Raw genomic sequence first — 20,623 nt, 5'->3', positions numbered from 1 at the left:
GGTGTCGGGTGCCCCCGGGTGGCGCCACCCATCGATATCTGTCATGCTCTTGCGCCATGGTCGGGCTGACGAAACGGTTCCCTCTCATCCTCCTCACCGCCGCTGCGGTACTCGCCAGCGGCGGCGCCGCGCAGGCCGGCGCCGGCCAGGCCGGGCCCGGTGGCCGGCCCGGCGGCTGCGGTCCCCGCACGCTGCTGTTCTGCGAGGACTTCGAACGGCTGCCCACCGGCGGTGCCGCCTCGCTGGCCTGGGGCATCGACACCAAGGACGGGATCCTGACGGTCGAGCGGCAGCGGCACGACAAGGTGCTGCGGGTGCACACCGAGGGCAACGGCCGGGCCTTCCTCAAGGTGGACGACTTCGCCGCGCCGGGCAACAGCTTCTACGGCCGGATCCGGTTGAAGGTGGACGCCTTCCCGACCGCGCCCGACTGGGCCCACTTCACCCTGGTCGAGGCGACCGGCCCGGGCAGCGCCGAGGTGGTCCGGCCGATCGGCGGCCAGTGGGCGCCACCGCTGGGCGGGTCGTTCTGGGGCGTCGGCGCCGACGGCGGCCCGACCGGCGACTGGACCAACTGGCGGGAGTCCGCGCCCACCGTCGAGGACCGGTGGCAGTGCTTCGAGTGGCAGTGGGATGCCACCGACAACCGGGTCGCGGTCTGGATCGACGGCGTCGCCCAGCCCGAGATGACGGTCAGCACCACCGAACACGGCGGCAACCCCGTCGACTTCGTCCTGCCCCGCGCCGACACGGTGAAGATCGGCTGGCAGCTCTACCAGGGCGGCCCCACCCCGGACCACTTCGACCTCTGGATCGACGACATCGCCCTCGCCCCGCACCGGGTGGGCTGTGGCCGCTGAGCGACCCGCGTTCGGGTCAACGCTCGCAAAGGGAGGGTCGACGGACCCGCTACGCTGGTAATCCGTCCCCCTCGATCCGTACGGAGCTGATCTCGTGACCGCGCCAAACGACGGAGGCTACCCCGCCTTTCCGATCGACGTCCCGACCTCGGCCCGGATGTACGACTATTCCCTCGGCGGCAAGGACAACTTCCCGGTGGACCGGGCGGCCGTGCAGTTCGTCAACTCGCAGTACCCGGCCAGCCTGGACGTGACCCGGGAGAACCGGCTCTTCCTCTACCGGGCGGTCCGGTTCCTCGCCCGCGACCTGGGTATCAGGCAGTTCCTCGACCTGGGCAGCGGGTTGCCGACCCAGGCGAACGTGCACCAGGTGGCGCAGCAGTTCCAGCCCGGGGCCCGGGTGGTCTACGTCGACGTCGACCCGATCGTGCTGGCGCACGGGCGCGCGCTGCTGGCCGACGACGAGACGACCCGGGTGATCGCCGCCGACGTCACCGAGCCGGAGCGGATTCTCGCCGACTCCGACGTCCGCAAGATGATCGACTTCTCCCGGCCGGTCGCGGTGCTGCTGCTCTCGGTCACCCACTCCATCGTCGACGACGACAAGGTCCGCCACCTGCTCGCGGTGATGCGCGAGGCGATGGCACCGGAGAGCTACCTGGGCTACTCGCAGCTCGCCGGCACCGACCGGGCCGGAGTGGACGCCGGCAACGCGATGGTGAAGAAGATGGGCATCCCCTGGAAGAACCGCATGGTCGACGAGGTGGCGGAGTTCGTCCGCGACTTCGAGCCGGTCGAGCCGGGGCTGGTCGACGTCAAGACCTGGCGCCCCGACCCGACCCAGCCGCCGCTCGCACCGGTCGACGAGGCGCTCCGGCCGTACCTGGGCAGGGGAGCGGAGGAGACCCGGTTCTACGAGTACGGTGGCGTGCTGCGCCGGCCCTGAGCCTGCCGGGTCTCGTAGACTCCGGTGCCGTGACGGGCCTCAGCTTCGCGCTTTCTGTCGACTACGGGACCTCACACACGGTCGGGATGCTGCGGTGGCCGGACGGCCGGGTCCGGCCGTTGGTGTTCGACGGCTCCCCGCTGCTCTCCTCCGCCGTCTTCGCCACATCCGACGGCCGGATACTCGTCGGGCGGGACGCCGAGCGCAGTGCGCGGGTCGACCCGGCCCGCTACGAACCGAATCCGAAGCGGATGGTCGACGCGGGTGAACTGCTGCTCGGCGAGCGGGCGTACCCGATCGCCGAGCTGGTCGCGGCCGGGTTGCGGCGGGTCTACGCCGAGGCGGTCCGCGCGGCCGGGCAGGCGCCGGCAACGGTGACGATCACCCACCCCGCGACCTGGGGACCGGCCCGACGACAGGTGCTGCACTCGGCCGCCGCCCTCGCCGGGCTGCCCCGGGTCGGGCTGGTGGACGAGCCGTCCGCCGCCGCCGCGTACTTCGTCCGGGTGCTCGGGCGGCAACTCGCGCCGGGCCAGGCCATCATGGTCTTCGACCTGGGCGCCGGCACCTTCGACGTGAGCGTCGTACGCCGGACGCCCGGCTCCTTCGAGACGGTGGCGACCGACGGCATGGACGCGTTCGGCGGAGTGGACCTCGACGCGATCGTGGTGGAGCGGATCGGCGCGGCCGTGGCGGCGAGCGATCCGGAACGATGGCGCCGGCTGACCGTTCCGGCCGGACCGGAGGACCTCCGCGACTTCCGGCTCTTCTGGGACGACGCCAAGGCGGCCAAGGAGATGCTCTCCCGCCAGCCGACGGCCTCGGTGCACCTCCCCATCCTCAACCGGGACGTGCACGTTACCCGGGAGGAGTTCGAGCAGGCGGCCCGACCGGTGCTGACCCGGGCGGTCCGGTTGGCCGTGCAGACCCTGGACAACTACCACCGGGATCACCGGGAGCGGGTCTGCGCCGTCTTCCTGGTCGGTGGATCGACCCGGATCCCACTGGTGGCGACGCTGCTGCACCAGCACTCGGAGATGGCGCCGGTCGCGATCGAGCAGCCCGAGTTCGTGGTGGCCGAGGGCGGGCTGCACCTGCCGGCGATGGCGATCAGGGAGCCGGTCGGCGTCGCCGGCCACGCCGAGGCGCCGAATCCGCACGCCGGCTCCGCGGCTCCGCCCGGCGCGCCCGCCCCGCTTTCCGGCGTGCCCCCGACTCCGCCCTGGGCGTCCGCGCCAGTGCCGGGCCCGCTCTCCGGCGCGTCCGCGCCGCCGTGGGGTGCCGCCGGCCGTACCGGACCCCGGCGGCGCCGTCGTGCCGTGGTGGCCGGGGCGGTGGCCGTGCTGGCGCTGGCCGCCGTCGGCGGTGTGATCTGGTGGCGGACCGATTCCCCCGCCCGGGCCTTCGGCGACGACAGCGACCTGCGCGAGTTCGCGGGGAGATTCATCGCCGCGGCCGACAGGTGCGAGCGGTCGGGCGACGCGACGCGGCACCGGGACGAGACCGGGCTGGAGATGCCGGACGACAACTTCAGAGCCGTCGTACGGTGTCAGGGCAACGACTGGATCGGATACTTCTACAACTCCGGCGCCCCCCGTGAGCTGCCGAACCACTCGCCGGACGACCACCGGACCCAGATCTCCGACGGCGTCATCGACCGGTACAGCGGAGTGATCGAACTCTCCGGCGAGGTGAGCCACCAGGCCAGAAGCGGGCCGCTGCAGGCGTACGTGGAGTTCAGGGCCGCCGGCGACCGGCCCGGCATCTACTGGGAGCCCACCGACCGCTACACCTACCGGCTCGGCGCCGCGGTGCTCAACCTGGACCCGGCGGCCGGGATCGAGCCGCTGCGGGAAATCTGGCGCGACCACGCCTGACGGCGTCTCCCCGCCGGACGGCCGGACGGCGTGCCCGCCGGACGGCCGGGCCGATGGTGGTACCCCGAGGCACCCACCACCGGCCCGGGGCCGATCAGCCGGTCACCGTCACCACCCGGTGCACTCGCCCGAGGCGTGGCCACGGACCTCGTTGCGTACCCCGAAGTCGGCCACCCGCCCGTTGCCGGTGCAGGAGAGCAGGCCGCTGATCCGGTTGCCGGCCATGGCCAGCCCGTGCTCACCACCGGCGTTGCCGGCGAGCCGGACCGCGCCGCTGAACGTGCTGCCCACGCTCGCCACGGTGCCGGTGCTGCCGCTGATCTGGACCGCGCCGCTGACCGTCGCGCCGAAGATCTGCACCGCGACCGCCCGGTCGGTGCTGATCCCGCCGGAGATCTCACCGCCCGAGACGATCAGCGAGGCACCGGGGCGTACGGTGATCCGGCCGGCCACCCGAGCGTCCTTGAGGCAGGTCACCCCGGAGGCGACGGTCAGGTCGCCGGCCCGGGCACCGGAGATCGTCCGGGTGCAGGCCGGCGAGGAACCCGGCAGCACGGTGGTCCGGAACTCGTCCGCCGAGCCGATGTTGCCGGCCGCGTCGATCGCCCGGTGCTCGACGGTGTGCGTGCCGTAGCCCGGTTCGGTCTCCTCGAAGACCGCCTTGGAGAGCCCGCCCGAGCCGAGGTTGCCGTAGACCAGCGACTTCACCACCGTGCCGGTGGGGGTGAACAGGAACGGCGTACCGGCCGGGGCGTCCGGCCAGCCGAAGTAGTTGAACCAGCCGTCCCGGTCGAGCCGGAACTCCCCGACGGTGAACCCCGGCCGGTCGTCGGTCGGCTCCAGCCCCATGGTGAACCGCTCGAAGTAGACGTGGTGTGGGGTGCCGCCGCCCGGCAGCGTGGTGACCGGCGTCGAGAGGGTCGCCGTGGTACCCGCCTCGAGGTTGTCGACCGTCCAGGTGCGGGTCTCCGAGTCCCCGTCGGGAGCGGCCGGATCGGTCACCGTCGCGGTGAGCCGGTAGCTGCCCGGAGCCAGTCGCAGCGCACCCAGGTCGAGGTTGCGGCTGTTGTGCGGGTTCGGCAACACCGTGCCGTCCAGTCGCCAGGTCACGTCCAGTACCCGGTCGACCGGGTGGGTCGTCTCGACGTACACCACGTCCTGGCCGCCGACCGCGCGCTCGTCGGTCTGGGTCGAGGCGGTGAACGCCACCTCCACCTCCGACGGCGGGCTCGGCTCGGCGCCGACCGTCCACTGCCGGCTCTGGGTCAGCGCCGGCCCGTTGCGGATCGCCGGGTCCCGGACGAACTCGGTGGGATCCGACACCGTCACCCGTACGACGTCGCCGGGCCGGACGTCCAGGTCGGCGAGGTCCAGGTTGCGGCTGTTGTGGGTGTCCGGCACCGCGACCCCGTTGACCGCCCAGCGCACGTCCAGTTCGTGGTAGACCGGATGCTGGGTCTCCACCCAGAGCACGTCGGTGCGCCCGACCGGTTGGTCGGTGGGGGTGGCGGAGAGCGCCATCGCGTTGGTGTTGCGGCGGCCGGAGATCCGCTGCGTCATGATCTCGCGGCTGACCTGGTCGTAGTAGAAGCCGATCCAGCGCATGATGGAGTGCTCGCTGGGCCGCCAGACGCCCGAGGTGGCGTACATGCCGCTCTCGTAGCGGCCGATCGTGCCGCCGGACTCGCTCTCCTCGCCGAGCCAGCGCCACCACTTCGCCTGCTGCTCGATCATCTGCTGCTCGGTCAGCCGGGTGTGGTGCCGCGAGTTCGGCTCGGCGCAGTCGTCGGTGCAGTACGGCCCGCCCGGGTCGGGGCGGTTGGAGTACGGGTACTCGTCCTGGAGCTGTCCCAGCGAGTGGCCCAGCTCGTGCGGGCTGATCAGTGGCCCCTGCGGGGCGCCGCCGGAGGTGGTCGCGTTGGTGCCGCCGATCCCGCCGTACGTGTCGGTGTTGGCGATCGCCAGGATCTGCCGGTTGCTGGCGGTCACCCCGAGCGGCGCGACGAGCTGCTGGAGATAGCGGTTGAGCGCCTGGGTGCCGTACGGCTGGAAGGTGATGCCCCGGGCGAGCGGGTTGGTGCAGCCGTCCGCGTAGTGCAGGCCGAGCGGGGTGATCCGGTCCGGGTCCGGCGGATCGTCGTCCGGGTCGCAGCGGATGCCGGACTCACCGGAGACGATCTCGATCACGTAGACGTTGAAGTAGTTCCGGTAGCTGCGGTACGGCTCGATGCTCCACTGCACGTTCATGTGCCGGTCCACGTCGGCGTGGAACTTCGGCAGCTCGGCCGCGGTGTAGCCGTCGCCGAGCAGGATCAGGTTGAGCCGCTCGCTGGCCGGGCCGGTGACCTGGAGCGGGACGAGCCGGGCGCTGCCCACCTCGGGCTCGGCGGCGGCCCGGCTGGGCTGGGCCAGCCCCACCAGCCCGGCCACCAGGCAGAGCGAGGCGAGGGTGGCGAGTTTCCGTCTTCTCGACGCGGTCAATCTCATCGACGTCACCTGCCGGACTCGGGGGTGGTCGGCTCCGGGTACGGGCCCGGAACAGAACAGTCGGCATAGATCATCGGGGAAGGCTAACCCGCTGCGCCGGGGCCGGTCATCCATCAACTGCCGCAAGTATCCGCCGCCGTACCGACACCCCGGCTGACCTCGACGGAGGCGGCTGCGGAGCGCCGACTAGCATCTACCGGTCGCAAGCGCGCGAATTGCCGGAAGGACAGATGAGCCAGTACGCGTTGTTGATTTCTCCGTCGTCGAACCGCGTCTACGCGGACGCCTCGGTGACGCTGACCCGGGCCGAGCTGGCGGTGTTCGACCGGGCCGTGCTCGGCGGCCGGCTGCACGACATCGCCGAGACCGTGCTCGGTGGCGTCCGCTACGTCACCTTCACCGCCGACCAGCTCGACGGACGCGACGTCGCGTACCTGGCCAACCTGTCGTCGATCTACGTGTTGTTCGAGGTCACCGGCGGACTGCTCCGGCCGGTCGAGCTGCGCCCGCTGGACCGGTTCGACGACGACCTGCTGACGATCCCGAAGTATCCGGGCAAGACCAACGAGCAGTTCACCAAGCTGCTGCTCAACGTGACGCTGCTCGCCTCGGACTTCGCCCCGCAGATGCTGGACCGGAAGTTCCGGGTGCTCGACCCGCTCTGCGGCCGGGGCACCACCCTCAACCAGGCGCTGATGTACGGGTACGACGCCGCCGGGGTGGATCGCGACCAGAAGGACTTCGAGGCGTACTCGACGTACATCCAGACCTGGCTGAAGCGCAAGCGGGTGAAGCATCGGGCCGAGTCCGGGCCGGTGCGCCGGAACCGGCAGGTGGTGGCCCGACGGTTGCAGGTCGACCTTGCCGCCGACAAGGAGTCCTACCGGGCGGGCCAGACCCAGCGGCTGGACGTGGTGCAGGTGGACACCGTCCGGAGTGCGGAGTTCTTCCGGCCCGGCACCCAGGACCTACTGGTGGCGGACGCCCCGTACGGCGTACAGCACGGCAGCCGCAGCGCCGGGCACGGGCTGGCGCGCAGCCCGCTCGCCCTGCTCGCCGAGGCGGTGCCGGTCTGGGTCGACCTGCTCCGGCCCGGTGGGGCGCTCGGCATCGCCTGGAACACCCAGGTGGCCCGCCGGGACGAGGCGGCCCGGGTCCTCGCCGACGCCGGCCTGGAGGTGCTGGCGGACGGCCCGTACCTGGAGTTCGCCCACCGGGTCGACCAGGCGATCGTCCGCGACATCCTGGTCGCCCGCAAGCGCTGAGGGTGTGCTGGTCAGGAAGGGCCCCCGCCACGAAGACGACGAGCGGGGGCCCTTCCGGACAGCTCAGTAGCTGCAACCGCTGGTGGGCAGGCTGCTGGCGGCGGGCGGGGTGACGCCGTCGTAGAGGGCGAGCAGGAAGTTCTGCGGGCAGCGGCGGGTGCTGCCGGTCCGGATGCCGAAGTGCAGGTGCGGGCCGGTCGAGTTGCCGGTGTTGCCGGTCGAGCCGATCCGCTGCCCGGCCGTGACGGTGGCACCGGACGCCACCGACCAGGCGGAGAAGTGGCAGTACGTGTAGATCGCCCCGTCGGTGCCGGTCAGGTTGATGCCCTGGCCGCAACTGCTGTCGTTGATCCGGACCACGGTGCCGGCCCGGACGGCGTACGCGGCCGTGCCGGTCGGCACCGGCAGGTCGATCGCCGGATAGTCGTGGTGCGGGTCGTCGTACTCGCTGCGGGGCAGCGCGGTGCGGGGCAGCGGCAGGGAGAAGCTGGTGCCGCCACCGGTGGCGGTGGTGATCCGGACCGCGTCGGCGACCACGTAACCGGTGCCGCTGGTCCACCGGCTGACCCCGACCGCGTTGTAGTCGCCGGCGGCGAGCGAGAAGGTGCCGAGGCTGACCCACTGGCCACCGTTGGTCCGCTGGTTGACCGGGACGCTCTGGTTGCCGCTGGTGGTGGCGACGACGAACGGGGTGGCGTTGTTGTAGCCGGGGTCGGCCGGGTAGAAGACCTCCACCAGGTAACTGCCGGCGCTGGGTACGTTGACCTTGAACCAGGCCACGTCGCTGGCGGTGGTGTCCGGGGTGGCGTACCGGTAGTCGGGGCCCTGCCGGTCGGCGGACCAGGTGGACGTACCCCAGTTGGCGCTGGCGGTGAAGCGGTCGGCGGTGGCGTTGTCGACCGTCACCGTCGCGGCGCTGGCGGGAGTGGCCGTCAGCAGGATCGGGGCGGCGAGTGCGGCCGCGGTGAGGATGGCCAGGCTACGTGCGTATCCGGTCTTCATCGAAGGGCCCTTCGGCGCAGGCGAGGCGGAAAGTTGAAGGTATTTAACCAATCGCGAGCGCTGTTGGAAAGAGTTCTACATCGATGTGCGACTGTGCCTTCACGTGCGGGTCAGGGTGAGGCTGGATATCAGCGGCAAATCCGGCTATTCAGGTATTCTGCGCCGTTGCTCGGCTTACAGTGACGTGGTGGCCGAGCCGGTCGCGGACTCGGCCGCTCTTATGTGGGCGGGCCACGGGGGGCCGGATGAGCGACGAACTGACCAGCGAAGAGCCGCTCGGCCGGCTGGAGACCGTGCACACCTTCTCCGGCGCCATGCCCACCGGGGTCACCGTCTCCCGGCAGGGAAGGATCTTCGTCAACTTCCCGCGCTGGGGAGACCAGGTCGACGCCACCGTCGCCGAGCTGCGGGACGGGGCCTGCGTGCCCTATCCGGACCAGGACTGGAACAACCCGCACGGCGACGACGACGCCGGCGCCTTCGTCTCGGTGCAGAGCGTCGTCGTCGATCCGACCGACCGGCTCTGGGTGCTCGACACCGGCAGCCCCCAGTTCCAGCCGACCCGCACCGGCGGTCCCAAACTGGTCTGCGTCGACCTCGACACCGATCTGGTCACCCAGACCATCGTGTTCCCCGCCGACGTGGCGCTGCCCACCTCGTACCTCAACGACGTCCGGTTCGACCTGCGCCGCCGCTCGGCCGGGGTCGCCTTCCTCACCGACTCGTCCAACTCCGGTCCGAACGGGATCGTCGTGGTGGACCTGGCCAGCGGGACGGCCTGGCGGCGGCTGAACGACCATCCCTCCACCAAGGCCGAACCGCTGGCCACGTTCCGGCCGCTGGTCGAGGGGCGGCCGTTCCTGGTCTGCCCGCCCGACGGACCGCCGAGCCCGGTCTCGATGGGCTCCGACGGGATCGCGATCTCGGCCGACGGCAGCCGCCTCTACTACTGCCCGCTCGCCTCCCGCCGGCTCTACAGCGTCTCGACCGACGCGCTGGTCGACCGGTCCCTGGACGACGCCGAGGTGGCGGCGACGGTCCGGGACGAGGGCGACAAGGGGTCCGGCTCCGACGGGCTGGAGAGCGACGACGCGGGCCGGGTCTACCTCACCGCGTACGAGCAGAACGCCGTCCTGCGCCGGCACCCGGACGGCCGGTTCGAGACCTTGCTACGCGATCCGCGCCTGCTCTGGCCGGACACCATGTCCGTCGGCGCCGACGGATATCTCTACGTCACCGCCAACCAACTCCACCGGCAGGCCGACTACTCCGGCGGGGTGGACCGCCGACGCCGCCCGTACGCCCTGTTCCGGGTCGGTATCGACGCCGGCCCGGTGGCGCTGCTGCCCTGATCGGCAGGGTATTCGATCACCTACCAGTGATCAACGACAATGTCGGCACCGGAACCGACCATCGTCCGACAAGGAAAGATCGTCCGGTGGGGATACGGGGTCTTTCGTTCCGGAGCAACCTGATCGGGCTATGGTAACGAGCTATTCGGTCGGCGCGAACAAGCTCTTTGGTCGCATCTCAAGCGATTCCCGCGTCGTTTCCTTCCTGGAAAACTTCACTGTGAGCCCACCCGCAAGTTCCACGAAACGTGGCGAGCGGTGATCGGGAAGGGAGCCGGACTTGGCACAGCGAGACAGCGTGTCGGCCGCCGTCCTGCGGGACCTGGCGGCGGAGATCTTCGAGGTCAGCCCGGACGAGGTCACCGAGGGAGCGGCCTTCTACGAAGACCTCGGGATCGACTCCGTGCAGAAGGTCGAATTCGTCGTCCGGATCGAGCGGCAGCTCGGCGTACGGCTGACCGACGAGGAGGCGGCCGGACTCCAGGACTTCGGCGACACCCTCGCCGTACTCCGGGATCGGGGCATCTCCGTTGGGCCGTGACCGGACCCGGGACGGCCGCCCGGCCGTGGTGGTCTCCGGAGTCGGCGCGGTCTCGGCCGCCGGCCTCGGCGCGGACGCGCTCTGGACGGCGGTGACCGGACGGCGGGTGCTGACCGGCCCGGTGACCCGGTTCGACATGTCCCGCTATCCGGCCCGCTGCGGTGCGGAGGTGCCGGCCGGCGCAGTCGCGGACCTCGACGCGATGGTGCCCGGCCACGAGTCCCTGGCCGCCCGGTTCCTCGCCGTCGCCGCGCTGGAGGCGCTCCGGCACGGCGGAGTGCCGGAACGGAGCCGGGCGCACCGGTTGGGCGTCTTCGCCGGTACCGTGATGGCCACCCGGCCGATCCTGGACCGGGGGATCGGGACGGGCCGGCTGGACGTGCCGGGTCGGGCCTGGGCCCGGCCGGACGCGTTGCTGGACACGCTTCGCCAGGTGGTCACCGTCAACGGCCCGACGGTGCTGTTCGCGCCCGGCTGCGCGGCCGGGAACAGTGCGATCGCCGCCGGCGCCCGGGCGGTCGCGACCGGCGAGGTCGACGTCGCGGTCTGCGGCGGCGTCTCCGAACTGTCGCTCGAGATCCTCGCCATGTTCACCTCGCTGCGCGCTCTCGCGGTCGACACCGTGCGGCCGTTCGACGTCAACCGGCGGGGCACCATCCCGGGCGAGGGTGCCGGGGTGCTGATCCTGGAACGCGCCGACCGGGTCGCGGCCCGGGGCGGGCGGCCGCTGGCCCGGCTACTCGGCTGCGCCGCCGCGGCCGACGCGCACAACCCGACCCAACCGCACCCGGACGGCAACGGCCTGGTGTCGACCATCCACGGCTGCCTCGACCGCGCCCGGCTGACCAGCGACGACGTCGACTGGGTCTGCGCGCACGGCACGGGCACCCAGGCCAGTGACGGCATCGAGGCGCGGGCGGTGGCCAAGGCGCTGGCCGGGCGCCGCCGGCCGGTGGTCTCCTCGGTGAAGGGGCAGTTCGGGCACGCCGAGGGTGCCGCCGCCGCCCTGGAGGCGATCATCGCGGTGCAGGCGCTCGCCGCCGACCTGGTGCCGGGCAACGTCACGCTGGTCGAACCCGACCCGGCCTGCGGCGGCATCGACCTGGTCGAGCCGGCCGGCCGGCGTGCCCCGGTCGGGACGGTGCTGAGCCAGGCGTTCGGTTTCGGCGGCGGGGTCTCGACCGTACTGCTCGGAAAGGACGATCGTGCCGCCGGTTGAGGAACGTCTGGCCGTACGCGGCCTGGGGCTGCGGCTGCCCGGCGTGGCCGACGTGGCGGAGCTGGCCCGACTGGTCGACGGGGCACCCGTGCCGCCCGCGCCGGTACGCCGCTTCGCGGCCCCGGACACCGACCTCGGCCCGCTCGACCGGCGTACGCACGCCCCGGTCGCGCCCCGGATCCCGGCCGCCGTCGCCGGCCGGGGACTGCGGGCCCTGCCCCCCGAGTCCTTGCTCGCGTTGGCCGCGGCGGCCGACGCCGGTACGGCCCCGCCCGACGAGCCGCCCGACCCGTGGCTCGCGACGTCACTGGTCGACCCCGTCCAGGCCGGTCCGGCCGCGGTGCTCTGGGCCAGTTCGAGTGCGGGGCTGGCCGAGTACGCCACCATCTGCGTCGAGGCCGCCACCCTGGACCCGGGGCTGACCAGCCCGATCATCGGTCCCGCCTCGGCGTTCAACGGCCCGGCCGCGACCGTCTCCATCCGGCTCGGGCTCGACGGCCCGAACGAGACGATCACCGGCGGTACGGCGGCCGGGCTGAGCGCGCTGGTCGAGGCGGCCCGGCTGCTCGCCGCCGGCGAGGCGGCCCGTGCCCTGGTCGGCGGCTCGGCGACGGTGAGCCGGTGGAGCCTGGGTGGACTCGCCGACGGGTTCGACGCGGCCGAGGGCGCGGCCTGCCTCGCGGTGTCGCCGGGCCGGGACGGTGAGCCGGGCATCCGGCTCGGACGGTTCCGCCGGACCAGCCTCGACCGGTCCGACCTGGCGGCCCAGTGCCGCGCCCTGGTCCGCGCCGCCCGCCCCGCGGGATCGGGCAGTGCGGCCGGAGCGCCCGCCGGTGCACTGCCCGGCCGCCGCGGGCCCGAGCGTGACGCGCCGGGCGGCGGTCCACCGGCCGGGCCGGTCGGCACGATCGTTTCCACCGTCGACACCGAGCTGGTCGAGGCACTCGCCGACGGTGCCGCCCGGCCGGTCTGGCACCTGGAAGCGTCGCTCGGCGACTTCGGGGCGGCCGGTGGCCTGCTGGCGGCGGCCTGTGCCGTCGCGTACTGCGCCAGCGCCCCGGCGCCGACGAGCCTGCTCGCGCTGGCGATCGAACCGTCCGGCAACGCAGCCATCCTGGAGGTCTCATCATGGGGAGCGCCAACCTCGTCGAGCGGCTGGTGGGGCGAGCGCTCGCGTCCGGTCGGGGCGAGCGGCTCGCGTACCTGACCGGCGCGGGCGAGCGGCTCGGCTACGCGGAGCTGTACCGCGCGGTGCGCGGCTACGCGGCGCGGCTGGCCGAGGCCGGGATCGGCCCCGGCACCCGGGGCCTGGTGGTGGCCGACGACGACCTGCCGACCGCGGTGGCGATCCTGGCACTGTGGTGGCGGGGTGCCGTCGCGGTGCCGGTGAGCCCGATGCTGACCGGGGCGGAACTCGGCTTCATCGCCGGGGACTGCCGGGCCGGGTTCCTGCACGCCGACGAGGCAGGCGGCGCGCGGGCGGACCAGGCCGGCCTCGGGCTGCCCCGGGGCGGCCCGGAGTGGCTGGACCCCGGCGCACCACCGTCACCGCCGCCGGTCAGCCAGTCGCCGTCCGAGCTGCTGCTGATCCAGTACACCTCGGGCAGCACCGGCAAGCCGAAAGGGGTACTGCACAACGGGGTCGGGGTGACCGGGGTGCTGGACGGCTTCGGCCGCATCCTCGACCTGCGCCCCGACGACCTGGTGCTCTCCACCGCCAAGCTCTCCTTCGGGTACGGCTTCGGCAATTCGCTGCTCTTTCCGCTCGCCGCCGGTGCCGGGGTACTGCTCAACCAGGGACCGCCGGACGTCTACCGGCTGGCCGCGACGATCGCCCGGTACCGCCCGACCGTGCTCTGCGCGGTGCCCCGGGTCTACGCCGCGCTGCTCGACCGGGCCGGGCAGGGCGACCCGACGGACCCGACCGGCGTACCCGACCTCGGCTGCCTGCGCCTCGCCGTGTCGGCGGGGGAGCACCTGCCGGCATCGCTCTGCGCCGACTTCACCGGCACCTTCGGGGTGCCGTTGGTCAACGGGCTGGGCGCGACCGAGGTACTGCACATCGTGCTGGCCACCCGGGGCAGCCAGCCCGGCTCGACCGGCACGCCGGTGCCGGGCACGACGGTGACCGTCCGGGACGACGCCGGCCGGGTCGTGCCGGACGGGACGGAGGGGCGGCTGCACGTGGCGGGCCCCTCGGTGGCCGCCGGATATCTGGACCGTCCCGAGTCGGCGGCGCGCACCTTCGCCGACGGCGGGGCCTACACCGGCGACATCGTCCGGCAGGACCCGGACGGGGAACTGCGCTACCTGTGCCGGCACGACGACCTGATCAACATCGGCGGCTACAAGGTCTCGCCGCTCGACGTCGAGGCGGCGGTCCGGGACCTCGACGGGCTCGCCCAGTGCGCGGTGGTCGGCGCGCGGGACCAGGCCGGGCTGGAGCAGGCGGTGGCCTACCTGGTGCCGGCTCCCGGCATCGACCCGGGCGCGCTGCGCCGGGCTGCCCGGGCAGCGTTCCGGGCCGGGCTGCCGCCGCACAAGCGGCCCGCGGTGGTCGAGGTGGTGGAGGCGTTGCCGACCACCTCGACCGGCAAGCTCGCCCGGTTCCAGCTCCGTAGCCGGGCCGGCGAGCCCGCGACGGTCCGGATGCGGGTACTCCGCGACGGCCCCGGCCGGACCCTGGTCTGCATCCCGTACGCGGGCGGCTCCTCCGGGGCGTTCACCCGGCTGGCCCGGCACCTGCCCGGCTCGTGGCGGGTGGTGGCCGGCGAGGCGACCTACCGGGACGGGGCCACCATCGGCGACGCGGCCGACGCCTGGTGGCGGGCGGGCACGCCGTACCTGACGGACGGGGCGGTGCTGTTCGGGCACAGCCTCGGTGCGGTGCTGGCCGCCGCGGTGGCCGACGCCGCCGGGGACGGGCTGGGCGGGGCCCAGGTGGTCCTCTCCGCCCCGCCGCTGCTGCCCGGCACGCAGCGCCCGGCGCTGGTCTCCGACGACGACGAGACCCTGCTGGCCGGGCTGCGCAGCACCGGGCTGCTGCCGACCAGCGCGCTCACCTCGGAGGAGATCACCCGACTGCTGCTGCCCCGGTTCCGCCGGGACATCGCGCTCGCCCCGGACGGCTTCCAGGGGGTACGGTCCCGGGCCGTGCACCTGCTGCTCGGCACCGACGACGGGCTCTGCACCCGGGACGCGGTCACCGCCCGGATTCCCGTCGACCGGATCGCCAGCCTGCACATGGTCCCCGGCGACCACTACTTCGTCGCCACCAACCCGGCCCGGACCGCCGAGGTGCTTGCCGGGATGTTCCGGGACTGACGGCGCTTCGGCGTCGGCGGCCGGGCGGCCGGGGGATGTCCGGTCGGCGCACTGTAGAGCTGGGTGCACAGACGGGGCGGGCGGCGACTGACACCCCACGGCCGACTCCGAGCGGGTGGATCGCGTTCAGCGTGCCGCGACGACGTACGGGAAACGGTCGCTGCGGGCGCTGGCGTTCTGCTGGGCGGTCAGCCCGGCGGTGGTGGCCCGGTTCAGGATCAGCGAGAACATCGTCTCCGGTGCGTTGCAGGCGAGGGTACGGCCGTTGAAACCGTTGAAGCCGTAGCTCGCCGGAGTCCCGGTCCGGTACGGCAGCAGGTCGGGCAATAGCCGTCGGGCGACCTGCTCGCCGTACCCGGACGGGTCGAGCGAGGTGCCGTTCGCGGCCACCACCCCGGCGACGAGTTGGGCGATGCGGTCTCCGTCGGCCCGGGCGTCGGTATCCGGGTGGCCCAGGTTGGCGCTACCGGCCCACTCGGTGTCGACCGGCTGCCGCAGGATCGGCCAGACCATCGGGTGGCCGAAGCGGTTGACCTGGCGCCAGCCGCCCGCGTCGGTGGCGAGCTTGCTGGTGATCCAGGTGCAGATGTCGCGCCCGGTGCCGATCCGGGGATCGTCGTCGGCGATCTCCAGCACGATCGAGTGGATCGTGGTGTCGGCGAAGCTGTTCGTGGCGGCGTCCGACCGCCAGCCGGTCAGGTCCAGCCGGGCGCCGTCCTTGACCGCCGCACCGACGGCGGCGAGCAGGGTCAGGTCGATGTAGAACGGGTCCGCCGCCCGGCCCGCCCAGAGCCGCAGCCCGTTCGGCCCGGAGATCATGGTGTGGGTACGTCCCTCGGCGACCAGTTCCCCGGTCGCCGCGTCGTCCGGCGCCTCCGCACCGGTGAGCACGTGCAGCCGGACCGCCTGCTCGGCACGCCGGTCGGGCTCGTCGAAGGTGATCCGGTAGCTGAGGTTCTCCACCGTCGCGCCGTCGAGGTGGACCTTGAACTCGTACCGGGCCTCGGGGTGGAAGCCCGGCTTGGCGTCCTTGCCGGCCGCCGAGCTGTTCAGGTTCATCACCAGGACGGTCCCGCTCTCGCCCGGGAAGACGTACTGGTCGGTCAGGTCGAGCCGGGTGTCCTGAAGGGCGAGCGGGGAGTCGAGGTGATGCGACACGGATACTCCTGGCAGGCGAAGCGGCTAGGACTCCTGTCTACTTGGTGATTCGCCCCGCTTTACGGGTTATCGCGAAATTGGCCGGCGGTACCGCGACCCGGGTCCGAGGTCCCGGCCCGGGCCGCGACGACACCTCAGTCGACGTCCTCCCGGACCCGGGCGACCAGTTGGGTCGGATTGACGAACCGCAGTGCGATCACCAGCAGCACCAGCATCATCGTGGTGTACATGACCGCCATCGCGTCGATGGACTGCTGCGCCCGGATGCCGGCCGCCGACATCGTGTAATACAGCGCCACCACCAGGGTCTGGGAGTCCGGCCCGGCGGTGAGGAAGGTCAACTCGAACATGCCGACCGTCCGTACCAGTACCAGGATCGAGGCGGCCAGGATGCCCGGGGTGAGCAGCGGGGCGAGGATCCGGACGAAGATCTGCCGGGTGCCCGCCCCGCACATCCGGGCGGCCCGCTCCACCGCCGGGTCGATCTGCTCGATGAACGGCGTCATGGTCAGGATCACGAACGGCACCGAGGGCACCAGGTTGGCCAGTACCACCCCGGAGAGGTGCCCGGCGAAGCCGTACTTGTAGAGCACCGTGGCCAGCGGGATGCCGTAGGTGATCGGCGGCATCAGGATCGGCAGCAGGAACAGCAGGTAGAGCAGCCGCCGGCCGGGGAAGGACCGCCGGGCCAGCACGTACGCGGCGGGCACCCCGACCAGCACCGAGATGCCGACCACCAGCAGCGACACCTCCAGGGTCACCAGCAGCACCTGGAACAGGCCGAACTCCTGCCAGGCCTGGCCGTACCAGCGGGTGGTGTAGCCCTGCGGCAGCCAGGTGTCGTACCAGCGGTCGCCGAAGGAGCTGACCAGCACCGAGCCGATCACGCCGGCCAGGTTGACGAAGAAGAACGCCACCACGCCCCAGATCAGCCAGGCCGCCGGCCGGGCGACCAGGCGACGTCGGCGGGGCGCCGGGGCGGTCACCGAACTCATCAGCCCTTCCCTCCCGCCGTCGACCCGGTGTAGAGCAGGGCCCGCCAGCCGAGCACGGCCGCGATCACCAGCAGTTCGACCAGCCCCATCAGCACCGCGATGGTGGCGGCCATCGAATAGTCGTACTGGACGTAGGCCGCCTCGTAGGCGGCGATCGAGATCACCCTGGTGGTGCCGGCCGGGTCGCCGACCAGCACCGCCGACGGGAAGACGCTGAACGCCAGCACGAAGGTGAGGCAGAACGTGGTGGCCAGCCCGGGCGCCAGCAGCGGCAGGGTGATCCGGCGGAACCGCTGCCACCAGCCGGCGCCGAGGGTGGCGGCGGCCCGCTCCAGCGATGGGTCGATGCCCGACAGGTACGACAGCACCAGCAGGAAGGCGAACGGGAAGCCGGTGATGACGATGGAGAAGAACACCCCCCAGTAGTTGTTGGTCAGCCGGACCGGTTCGTCGGCCAGCCCGATGCCGAGCAGGATCCGGTTGAACCATCCGGTCGGGCCGAGGAAGTTCAGCAGCCCCTGCGCGGTGAGCACCGTGCCGAGGGTGATCGGCACCACCAGTACGGTGGTGAGCAGCCGCTTCCCCCGGAACCGCCCCCGCATCCGGTAGGCGATCGGCACCGACGCGGCGACGTTGAGCAGCGCCGCCGGCACCGACAGTCGCAGCGTCGTCCAGATGGTGTCCCGCTGGTACGGGTCCGAGAAGAACTCCTGGTACGCGGCGAACGGCCCGCCCTCGGTCGGCTGGAACGACAACCCGACGCCGTACCCGAAGGGGTAGATGAAGAGCACCAGGACGAACAGCGCGGCCGGGGCGAGCAGCAGGAGTTGCCGGTCGATGCCGCGCTCGGCCAGCCGGTGCCGCAACGCCACCCGGGTCCGGCCCGCCGGCTGCCGCTCTGCCGGTCGCCCGCCGGTCGGCTCACCGGCCCGGGGCGGGCTCTCGGTGGCGCTCACCGGGGGCCTCCGGCGGCCGGTTCGTCCACCGGCGGGGCGCCGGAGTCCGCGACCGGTGCGCCGGCCGGCTCGTCCGTCGGCGCCCCGGCGTCCCCGGCCGGTGCGGGTCCGTCGCCGGCCGGCTCGGCCAGCGGGAAGACCAGCAGCCGGGCCGGATCCACCCCGATCCCGATCCGCTCGCCCAGCGCCGGACGCTGGTCGGTACGGAGGTTGAACTGCACCCCCTCGGCGGTACGCGCCTCGACCGCCACCTCCCGGCCCTGGTATTCGACCACCTCCACAATGGCCGGTATGCCCTCGTCCGGGCCGGTGATCCGCAGGTCCTCGGGACGCACCCCGGCGATCACCTCGGCACCGGCGGCCACCGGCCCGACCGGGGTGCCGACCAGCCGCATGCCCTGGCCGGTCACCACCACCTCGGACCCGCCGCCCTGCTCGGCCCGCAACCGCAGCAGGTTGCGGTAGCCCATGAAGTCGGCGACGTGCCAGTTCGCCGGCCGGGTGTGCAGCTCCTCCGGGGTGCCGACCTGCTGCACCCGCCCCTCCCGGAGCACCACCAGCCGGTCGGCCAGGGAGAGCGCCTCCTCCTGGTCGTGCGTGACGTAGACCGTGGTCAGCCCGAGCGACTGGTGCAGCCGGCGGATCTCGGTACGCATCTCCAGCCGCAGCTTTGCGTCCAGATTGGACAGCGGCTCGTCCATCAGCACCAGCGCCGGCTCCAGCACCACCGCCCGGGCGATGGCGACCCGCTGCTGCTGGCCGCCGGAGAGCTGCCCGGGCAGCTTGCTGGCGTGTTCCTCCAGCCGGACCAGCCGGATGGCCTCCTCGGTGCGCCGCCGGATCTCGGCCCGGGGCAGCCGGCGCATCTGGAGGCCGAACGCGATGTTGCGGCGTACCGACATGTGCGGGAAGAGGGCGTAGTTCTGGAACACCATGCCGAAGCCGCGCTTCTCGGCCGGTACGGTGTCGAGCCGGGTGTCGTCGGACCAGATGCTGCCCCTGGTCAGCGGGAGCAGGCCGGCGAGGCAGTTCAGCGCGGTGGACTTGCCGCAGCCGGACGGTCCGAGCAGGGCGATGAACTCCCCGCGCCGGACCGTCAGGTCCAGGCCGGTCAACGCGTCGTGGCCGGCGAAACTCCGCGTCACGCCCTCCAACCGCAGCTCGGCGAAACTCACCTGTCTCCGCCTTCTGCTCGTGACTGCGGGGCTCGCAAACCCGGCTCACTCCTCGCACTCACTTGTCCGTCTTTTGTTCGTGACTGCGGGGCTCGCAAACCCGGCTCACTCCTCGCACTCACTTGTCCGTCTTTTGTTCGTGACTGCGGGGCTCGCAAACCCGGCTCACTCCTCGCACTCACTTGCTCACCTTTGCGCCGCCGATCTCGCGGTCCCACCGGCTGAACGCCTCGACCAGCGCCTTGGCGTCCAGCGGTACCTCCAGCGGGTTGCTCGCGATCAGTTGCTCGTACTCGGGGCGGCCGTACTTCTCGATCGCCTCGCGGCTGGCCTGCGGCGCCATCGACAGCGGCACGTCCTTGATCGCCGGACCGGGATAGAAGTAACCCTGGTCGTACGCCTTGGCCTGCTGCTCCGGGGTCAGCATGTGGTTCAGCAGGGCCAGGATGGCGGCCTGCTTGTCCGTCGAGACGCCCTTCGGCACTACCGCGTAGTGCGCGTCGGTGACCCAGTGGAAGCCCTCCAGCGTGCCGATCTTCGCCTCCGCGGGCACGGTGCCGAGCACCCGCGGGTTGATGTCCCAGCCGGTGGTCGAGAGGATGATCTTCGCCGAACCGTTGGCCAGGTTCTTCATCGTCTCCCCGGTGCCGGACGGATAGAGCCGGACGTACTTGTTCAGCTCGGCCAGGTACGCCCAGGTCTTCGCCCAGCCGTTGACCGGGTCCTTCGGGTTCGAGTCGCCGAGCAGGTACGGCAGGCCCATCAGGAAGGTACGGCCGGGGCCGGAGTTCGACGGGCGGGCGTACTGCACCGCGTTGGGGTTGGCCTTGGCGTACTCGAGTAGCCCCTGCGCGGTCGTCGGCGGGTTGGGCACCTTCGACGGCAGGTATTCGATCAGCGGCCCGGACGGGTAGTAGGTGATGGTCACCCCGTGGTCGCCGGCCAGCTTCTGCATCGCGGCCGCGCCCGGCAGGTAGTTCGCCATCCCCGGCAGCCGGCCGGCGTGGGTGGGCAGCAGCGGGGTCCAGAGGTTCTGGTCGATGCCGGCGGCGAGCCCGTCGACCCCGGTCAGCACCAGGTCGATCTCGACGCGGTTCGCGTCCTGTTGAGCTTTGACCTTGCCGACCAGCTCCGGCGAGGGCGACTTCGAGTACGTCACCTTCGACACCGTGTCGGAGTTCTTCGCGACGAAGTCGTCGATCATCGACTGGGTGAGTTGCAGGTTGCCGGCGACGTCGAGGATGTTCAGGACGACCGGCGAGCCGGGCTTGTCCGGCACCGCGCCCCCGGTCGGACCGGGCGCGGCGGCCTCCGGCGCACCGCAGGCGGCGGCGACCAGGCTCAACGCGGTCAGGGCCGTGGCGGCGAACAGCCGGCGTTGGCTTCGACGCATGGGCATTCCTCTCTCTCGGTTCGGCGATCCTATCGATGTCGCGCGTTCTGCCTGTGCTGCCTGATGAACCTTT

At 72.3% G+C, this 20,623-nt stretch carries 16 protein-coding genes; 9 read left to right on the top strand and 7 right to left on the bottom strand.

Features of this window, described 5'->3' with window-relative positions; translation table 11 throughout:
* The first annotated feature begins 56 nt into the window (after positions 1–56).
* The 3 genes from ACSMXO_RS23560 (at position 57) to ACSMXO_RS23550 (ending at position 3,683) form a co-directional block, all read left to right on the top strand.
* A complete protein-coding gene (locus tag ACSMXO_RS23560; protein ID WP_455413792.1) occupies positions 57–860 on the top strand; it encodes a hypothetical protein in 804 nt (267 codons plus the stop codon).
* A gap of 94 nt (positions 861–954) precedes the next feature.
* A complete protein-coding gene (locus ACSMXO_RS23555; RefSeq protein ID WP_346256448.1) occupies positions 955–1,806 on the top strand; it encodes an SAM-dependent methyltransferase in 852 nt (283 codons plus the stop codon).
* Between the two features lie 29 nt (positions 1,807–1,835).
* Positions 1,836–3,683, top strand: a complete 1,848-nt coding sequence (locus ACSMXO_RS23550; RefSeq protein WP_455413791.1) for an Hsp70 family protein — start codon at positions 1,836–1,838, stop codon at positions 3,681–3,683.
* Positions 3,684–3,791: 108 nt separating this feature from the next.
* Here ACSMXO_RS23550 and ACSMXO_RS23545 read toward each other — a convergent pair whose 3' ends face one another.
* Complete coding sequence (locus tag ACSMXO_RS23545; RefSeq protein WP_455413790.1) at positions 3,792–6,170, bottom strand: M64 family metallopeptidase; 2,379 nt, start codon at positions 6,168–6,170, stop codon at positions 3,792–3,794.
* Between the two features lie 230 nt (positions 6,171–6,400).
* Between ACSMXO_RS23545 and ACSMXO_RS23540 the strand changes: the two genes are divergently transcribed.
* A complete protein-coding gene (locus ACSMXO_RS23540; protein WP_346256451.1) occupies positions 6,401–7,435 on the top strand; it encodes a TRM11 family SAM-dependent methyltransferase in 1,035 nt (344 codons plus the stop codon).
* A 63-nt stretch (positions 7,436–7,498) separates the two neighbouring features.
* Here the strand turns inward: ACSMXO_RS23540 and ACSMXO_RS23535 are convergent, their stop codons facing one another.
* Positions 7,499–8,437, bottom strand: a complete 939-nt coding sequence (locus tag ACSMXO_RS23535; RefSeq protein ID WP_455413789.1) for a golvesin C-terminal-like domain-containing protein — start codon at positions 8,435–8,437, stop codon at positions 7,499–7,501.
* Between the two features lie 245 nt (positions 8,438–8,682).
* Between ACSMXO_RS23535 and ACSMXO_RS23530 the strand changes: the two genes are divergently transcribed.
* The 5 genes from ACSMXO_RS23530 (at position 8,683) to ACSMXO_RS23510 (ending at position 14,873) form a co-directional block, all read left to right on the top strand.
* Positions 8,683–9,789, top strand: a complete 1,107-nt coding sequence (locus ACSMXO_RS23530; protein ID WP_455413788.1) for an L-dopachrome tautomerase-related protein — start codon at positions 8,683–8,685, stop codon at positions 9,787–9,789.
* A gap of 280 nt (positions 9,790–10,069) precedes the next feature.
* On the top strand, positions 10,070–10,330 hold the full coding sequence (locus ACSMXO_RS23525) for an acyl carrier protein (protein WP_346256454.1): 261 nt from the start codon (positions 10,070–10,072) through the stop codon (positions 10,328–10,330).
* Entirely contained in the window at positions 10,320–11,549 is a 1,230-nt protein-coding gene (locus ACSMXO_RS23520) for a beta-ketoacyl synthase N-terminal-like domain-containing protein (RefSeq protein WP_455413787.1), read from the top strand. Before ACSMXO_RS23525 ends, ACSMXO_RS23520 begins: the two co-directional genes overlap by 11 nt.
* Entirely contained in the window at positions 11,536–12,756 is a 1,221-nt protein-coding gene (locus ACSMXO_RS23515) for a beta-ketoacyl synthase N-terminal-like domain-containing protein (RefSeq protein ID WP_455413786.1), read from the top strand. Before ACSMXO_RS23520 ends, ACSMXO_RS23515 begins: the two co-directional genes overlap by 14 nt.
* Positions 12,678–14,873, top strand: a complete 2,196-nt coding sequence (locus ACSMXO_RS23510; protein WP_455413785.1) for an AMP-binding protein — start codon at positions 12,678–12,680, stop codon at positions 14,871–14,873. The genes ACSMXO_RS23515 and ACSMXO_RS23510 overlap by 79 nt, the downstream gene beginning before the upstream one ends.
* Before the next feature lie 126 nt (positions 14,874–14,999).
* On the opposite strand, the gene ACSMXO_RS23505 is transcribed toward ACSMXO_RS23510, so the two are convergent.
* From ACSMXO_RS23505 to ACSMXO_RS23485, 5 genes are all read right to left on the bottom strand, one after another.
* Complete coding sequence (locus ACSMXO_RS23505; protein WP_455413784.1) at positions 15,000–16,031, bottom strand: DUF4331 family protein; 1,032 nt, start codon at positions 16,029–16,031, stop codon at positions 15,000–15,002.
* A 134-nt stretch (positions 16,032–16,165) separates the two neighbouring features.
* Positions 16,166–17,026: an ABC transporter permease gene (locus ACSMXO_RS23500; protein WP_455413783.1), complete on the bottom strand. Its 861-nt coding sequence runs from the start codon at positions 17,024–17,026 to the stop codon at positions 16,166–16,168.
* Positions 17,026–17,982 (bottom strand): ABC transporter permease, encoded by a 957-nt coding sequence (locus tag ACSMXO_RS23495; RefSeq protein ID WP_455413782.1) that lies wholly within the window; start codon positions 17,980–17,982, stop codon positions 17,026–17,028. Before ACSMXO_RS23495 ends, ACSMXO_RS23500 begins: the two co-directional genes overlap by 1 nt.
* A complete protein-coding gene (locus tag ACSMXO_RS23490) occupies positions 17,979–19,157 on the bottom strand; it encodes an ABC transporter ATP-binding protein (protein WP_455413781.1) in 1,179 nt (392 codons plus the stop codon). Before ACSMXO_RS23490 ends, ACSMXO_RS23495 begins: the two co-directional genes overlap by 4 nt.
* A gap of 178 nt (positions 19,158–19,335) precedes the next feature.
* Entirely contained in the window at positions 19,336–20,550 is a 1,215-nt protein-coding gene (locus ACSMXO_RS23485; RefSeq protein WP_455413780.1) for an extracellular solute-binding protein, read from the bottom strand.
* Positions 20,551–20,623 lie beyond the last annotated feature (73 nt).

This window comes from Plantactinospora sp. DSM 117369 (genome assembly GCF_053764795.1).
The sequence above is the reverse complement of the archived record's forward strand: the minus strand, read 5'-3'. Positions and strand labels throughout refer to the sequence as shown.

Excerpts from the sequence above, each read along its gene's own strand:
- ACSMXO_RS23560 (WP_455413792.1), top strand. The coding sequence starts at position 57 with ATGGTCGGGCTGACGAAACGGTTCCCTCTCATCCTCCTCACCGCCGCT.
- ACSMXO_RS23545 (WP_455413790.1), bottom strand. The coding sequence starts at position 6,170 with ATGAGATTGACCGCGTCGAGAAGACGGAAACTCGCCACCCTCGCCTCG.
- ACSMXO_RS23540 (WP_346256451.1), top strand. The coding sequence starts at position 6,401 with ATGAGCCAGTACGCGTTGTTGATTTCTCCGTCGTCGAACCGCGTCTAC.
- ACSMXO_RS23535 (WP_455413789.1), bottom strand. The coding sequence starts at position 8,437 with ATGAAGACCGGATACGCACGTAGCCTGGCCATCCTCACCGCGGCCGCA.
- ACSMXO_RS23530 (WP_455413788.1), top strand. The coding sequence starts at position 8,683 with ATGAGCGACGAACTGACCAGCGAAGAGCCGCTCGGCCGGCTGGAGACC.
- ACSMXO_RS23510 (WP_455413785.1), top strand. The coding sequence starts at position 12,678 with ATGGGGAGCGCCAACCTCGTCGAGCGGCTGGTGGGGCGAGCGCTCGCG.
- ACSMXO_RS23500 (WP_455413783.1), bottom strand. The coding sequence starts at position 17,026 with ATGAGTTCGGTGACCGCCCCGGCGCCCCGCCGACGTCGCCTGGTCGCC.
- ACSMXO_RS23485 (WP_455413780.1), bottom strand. The coding sequence starts at position 20,550 with ATGCGTCGAAGCCAACGCCGGCTGTTCGCCGCCACGGCCCTGACCGCG.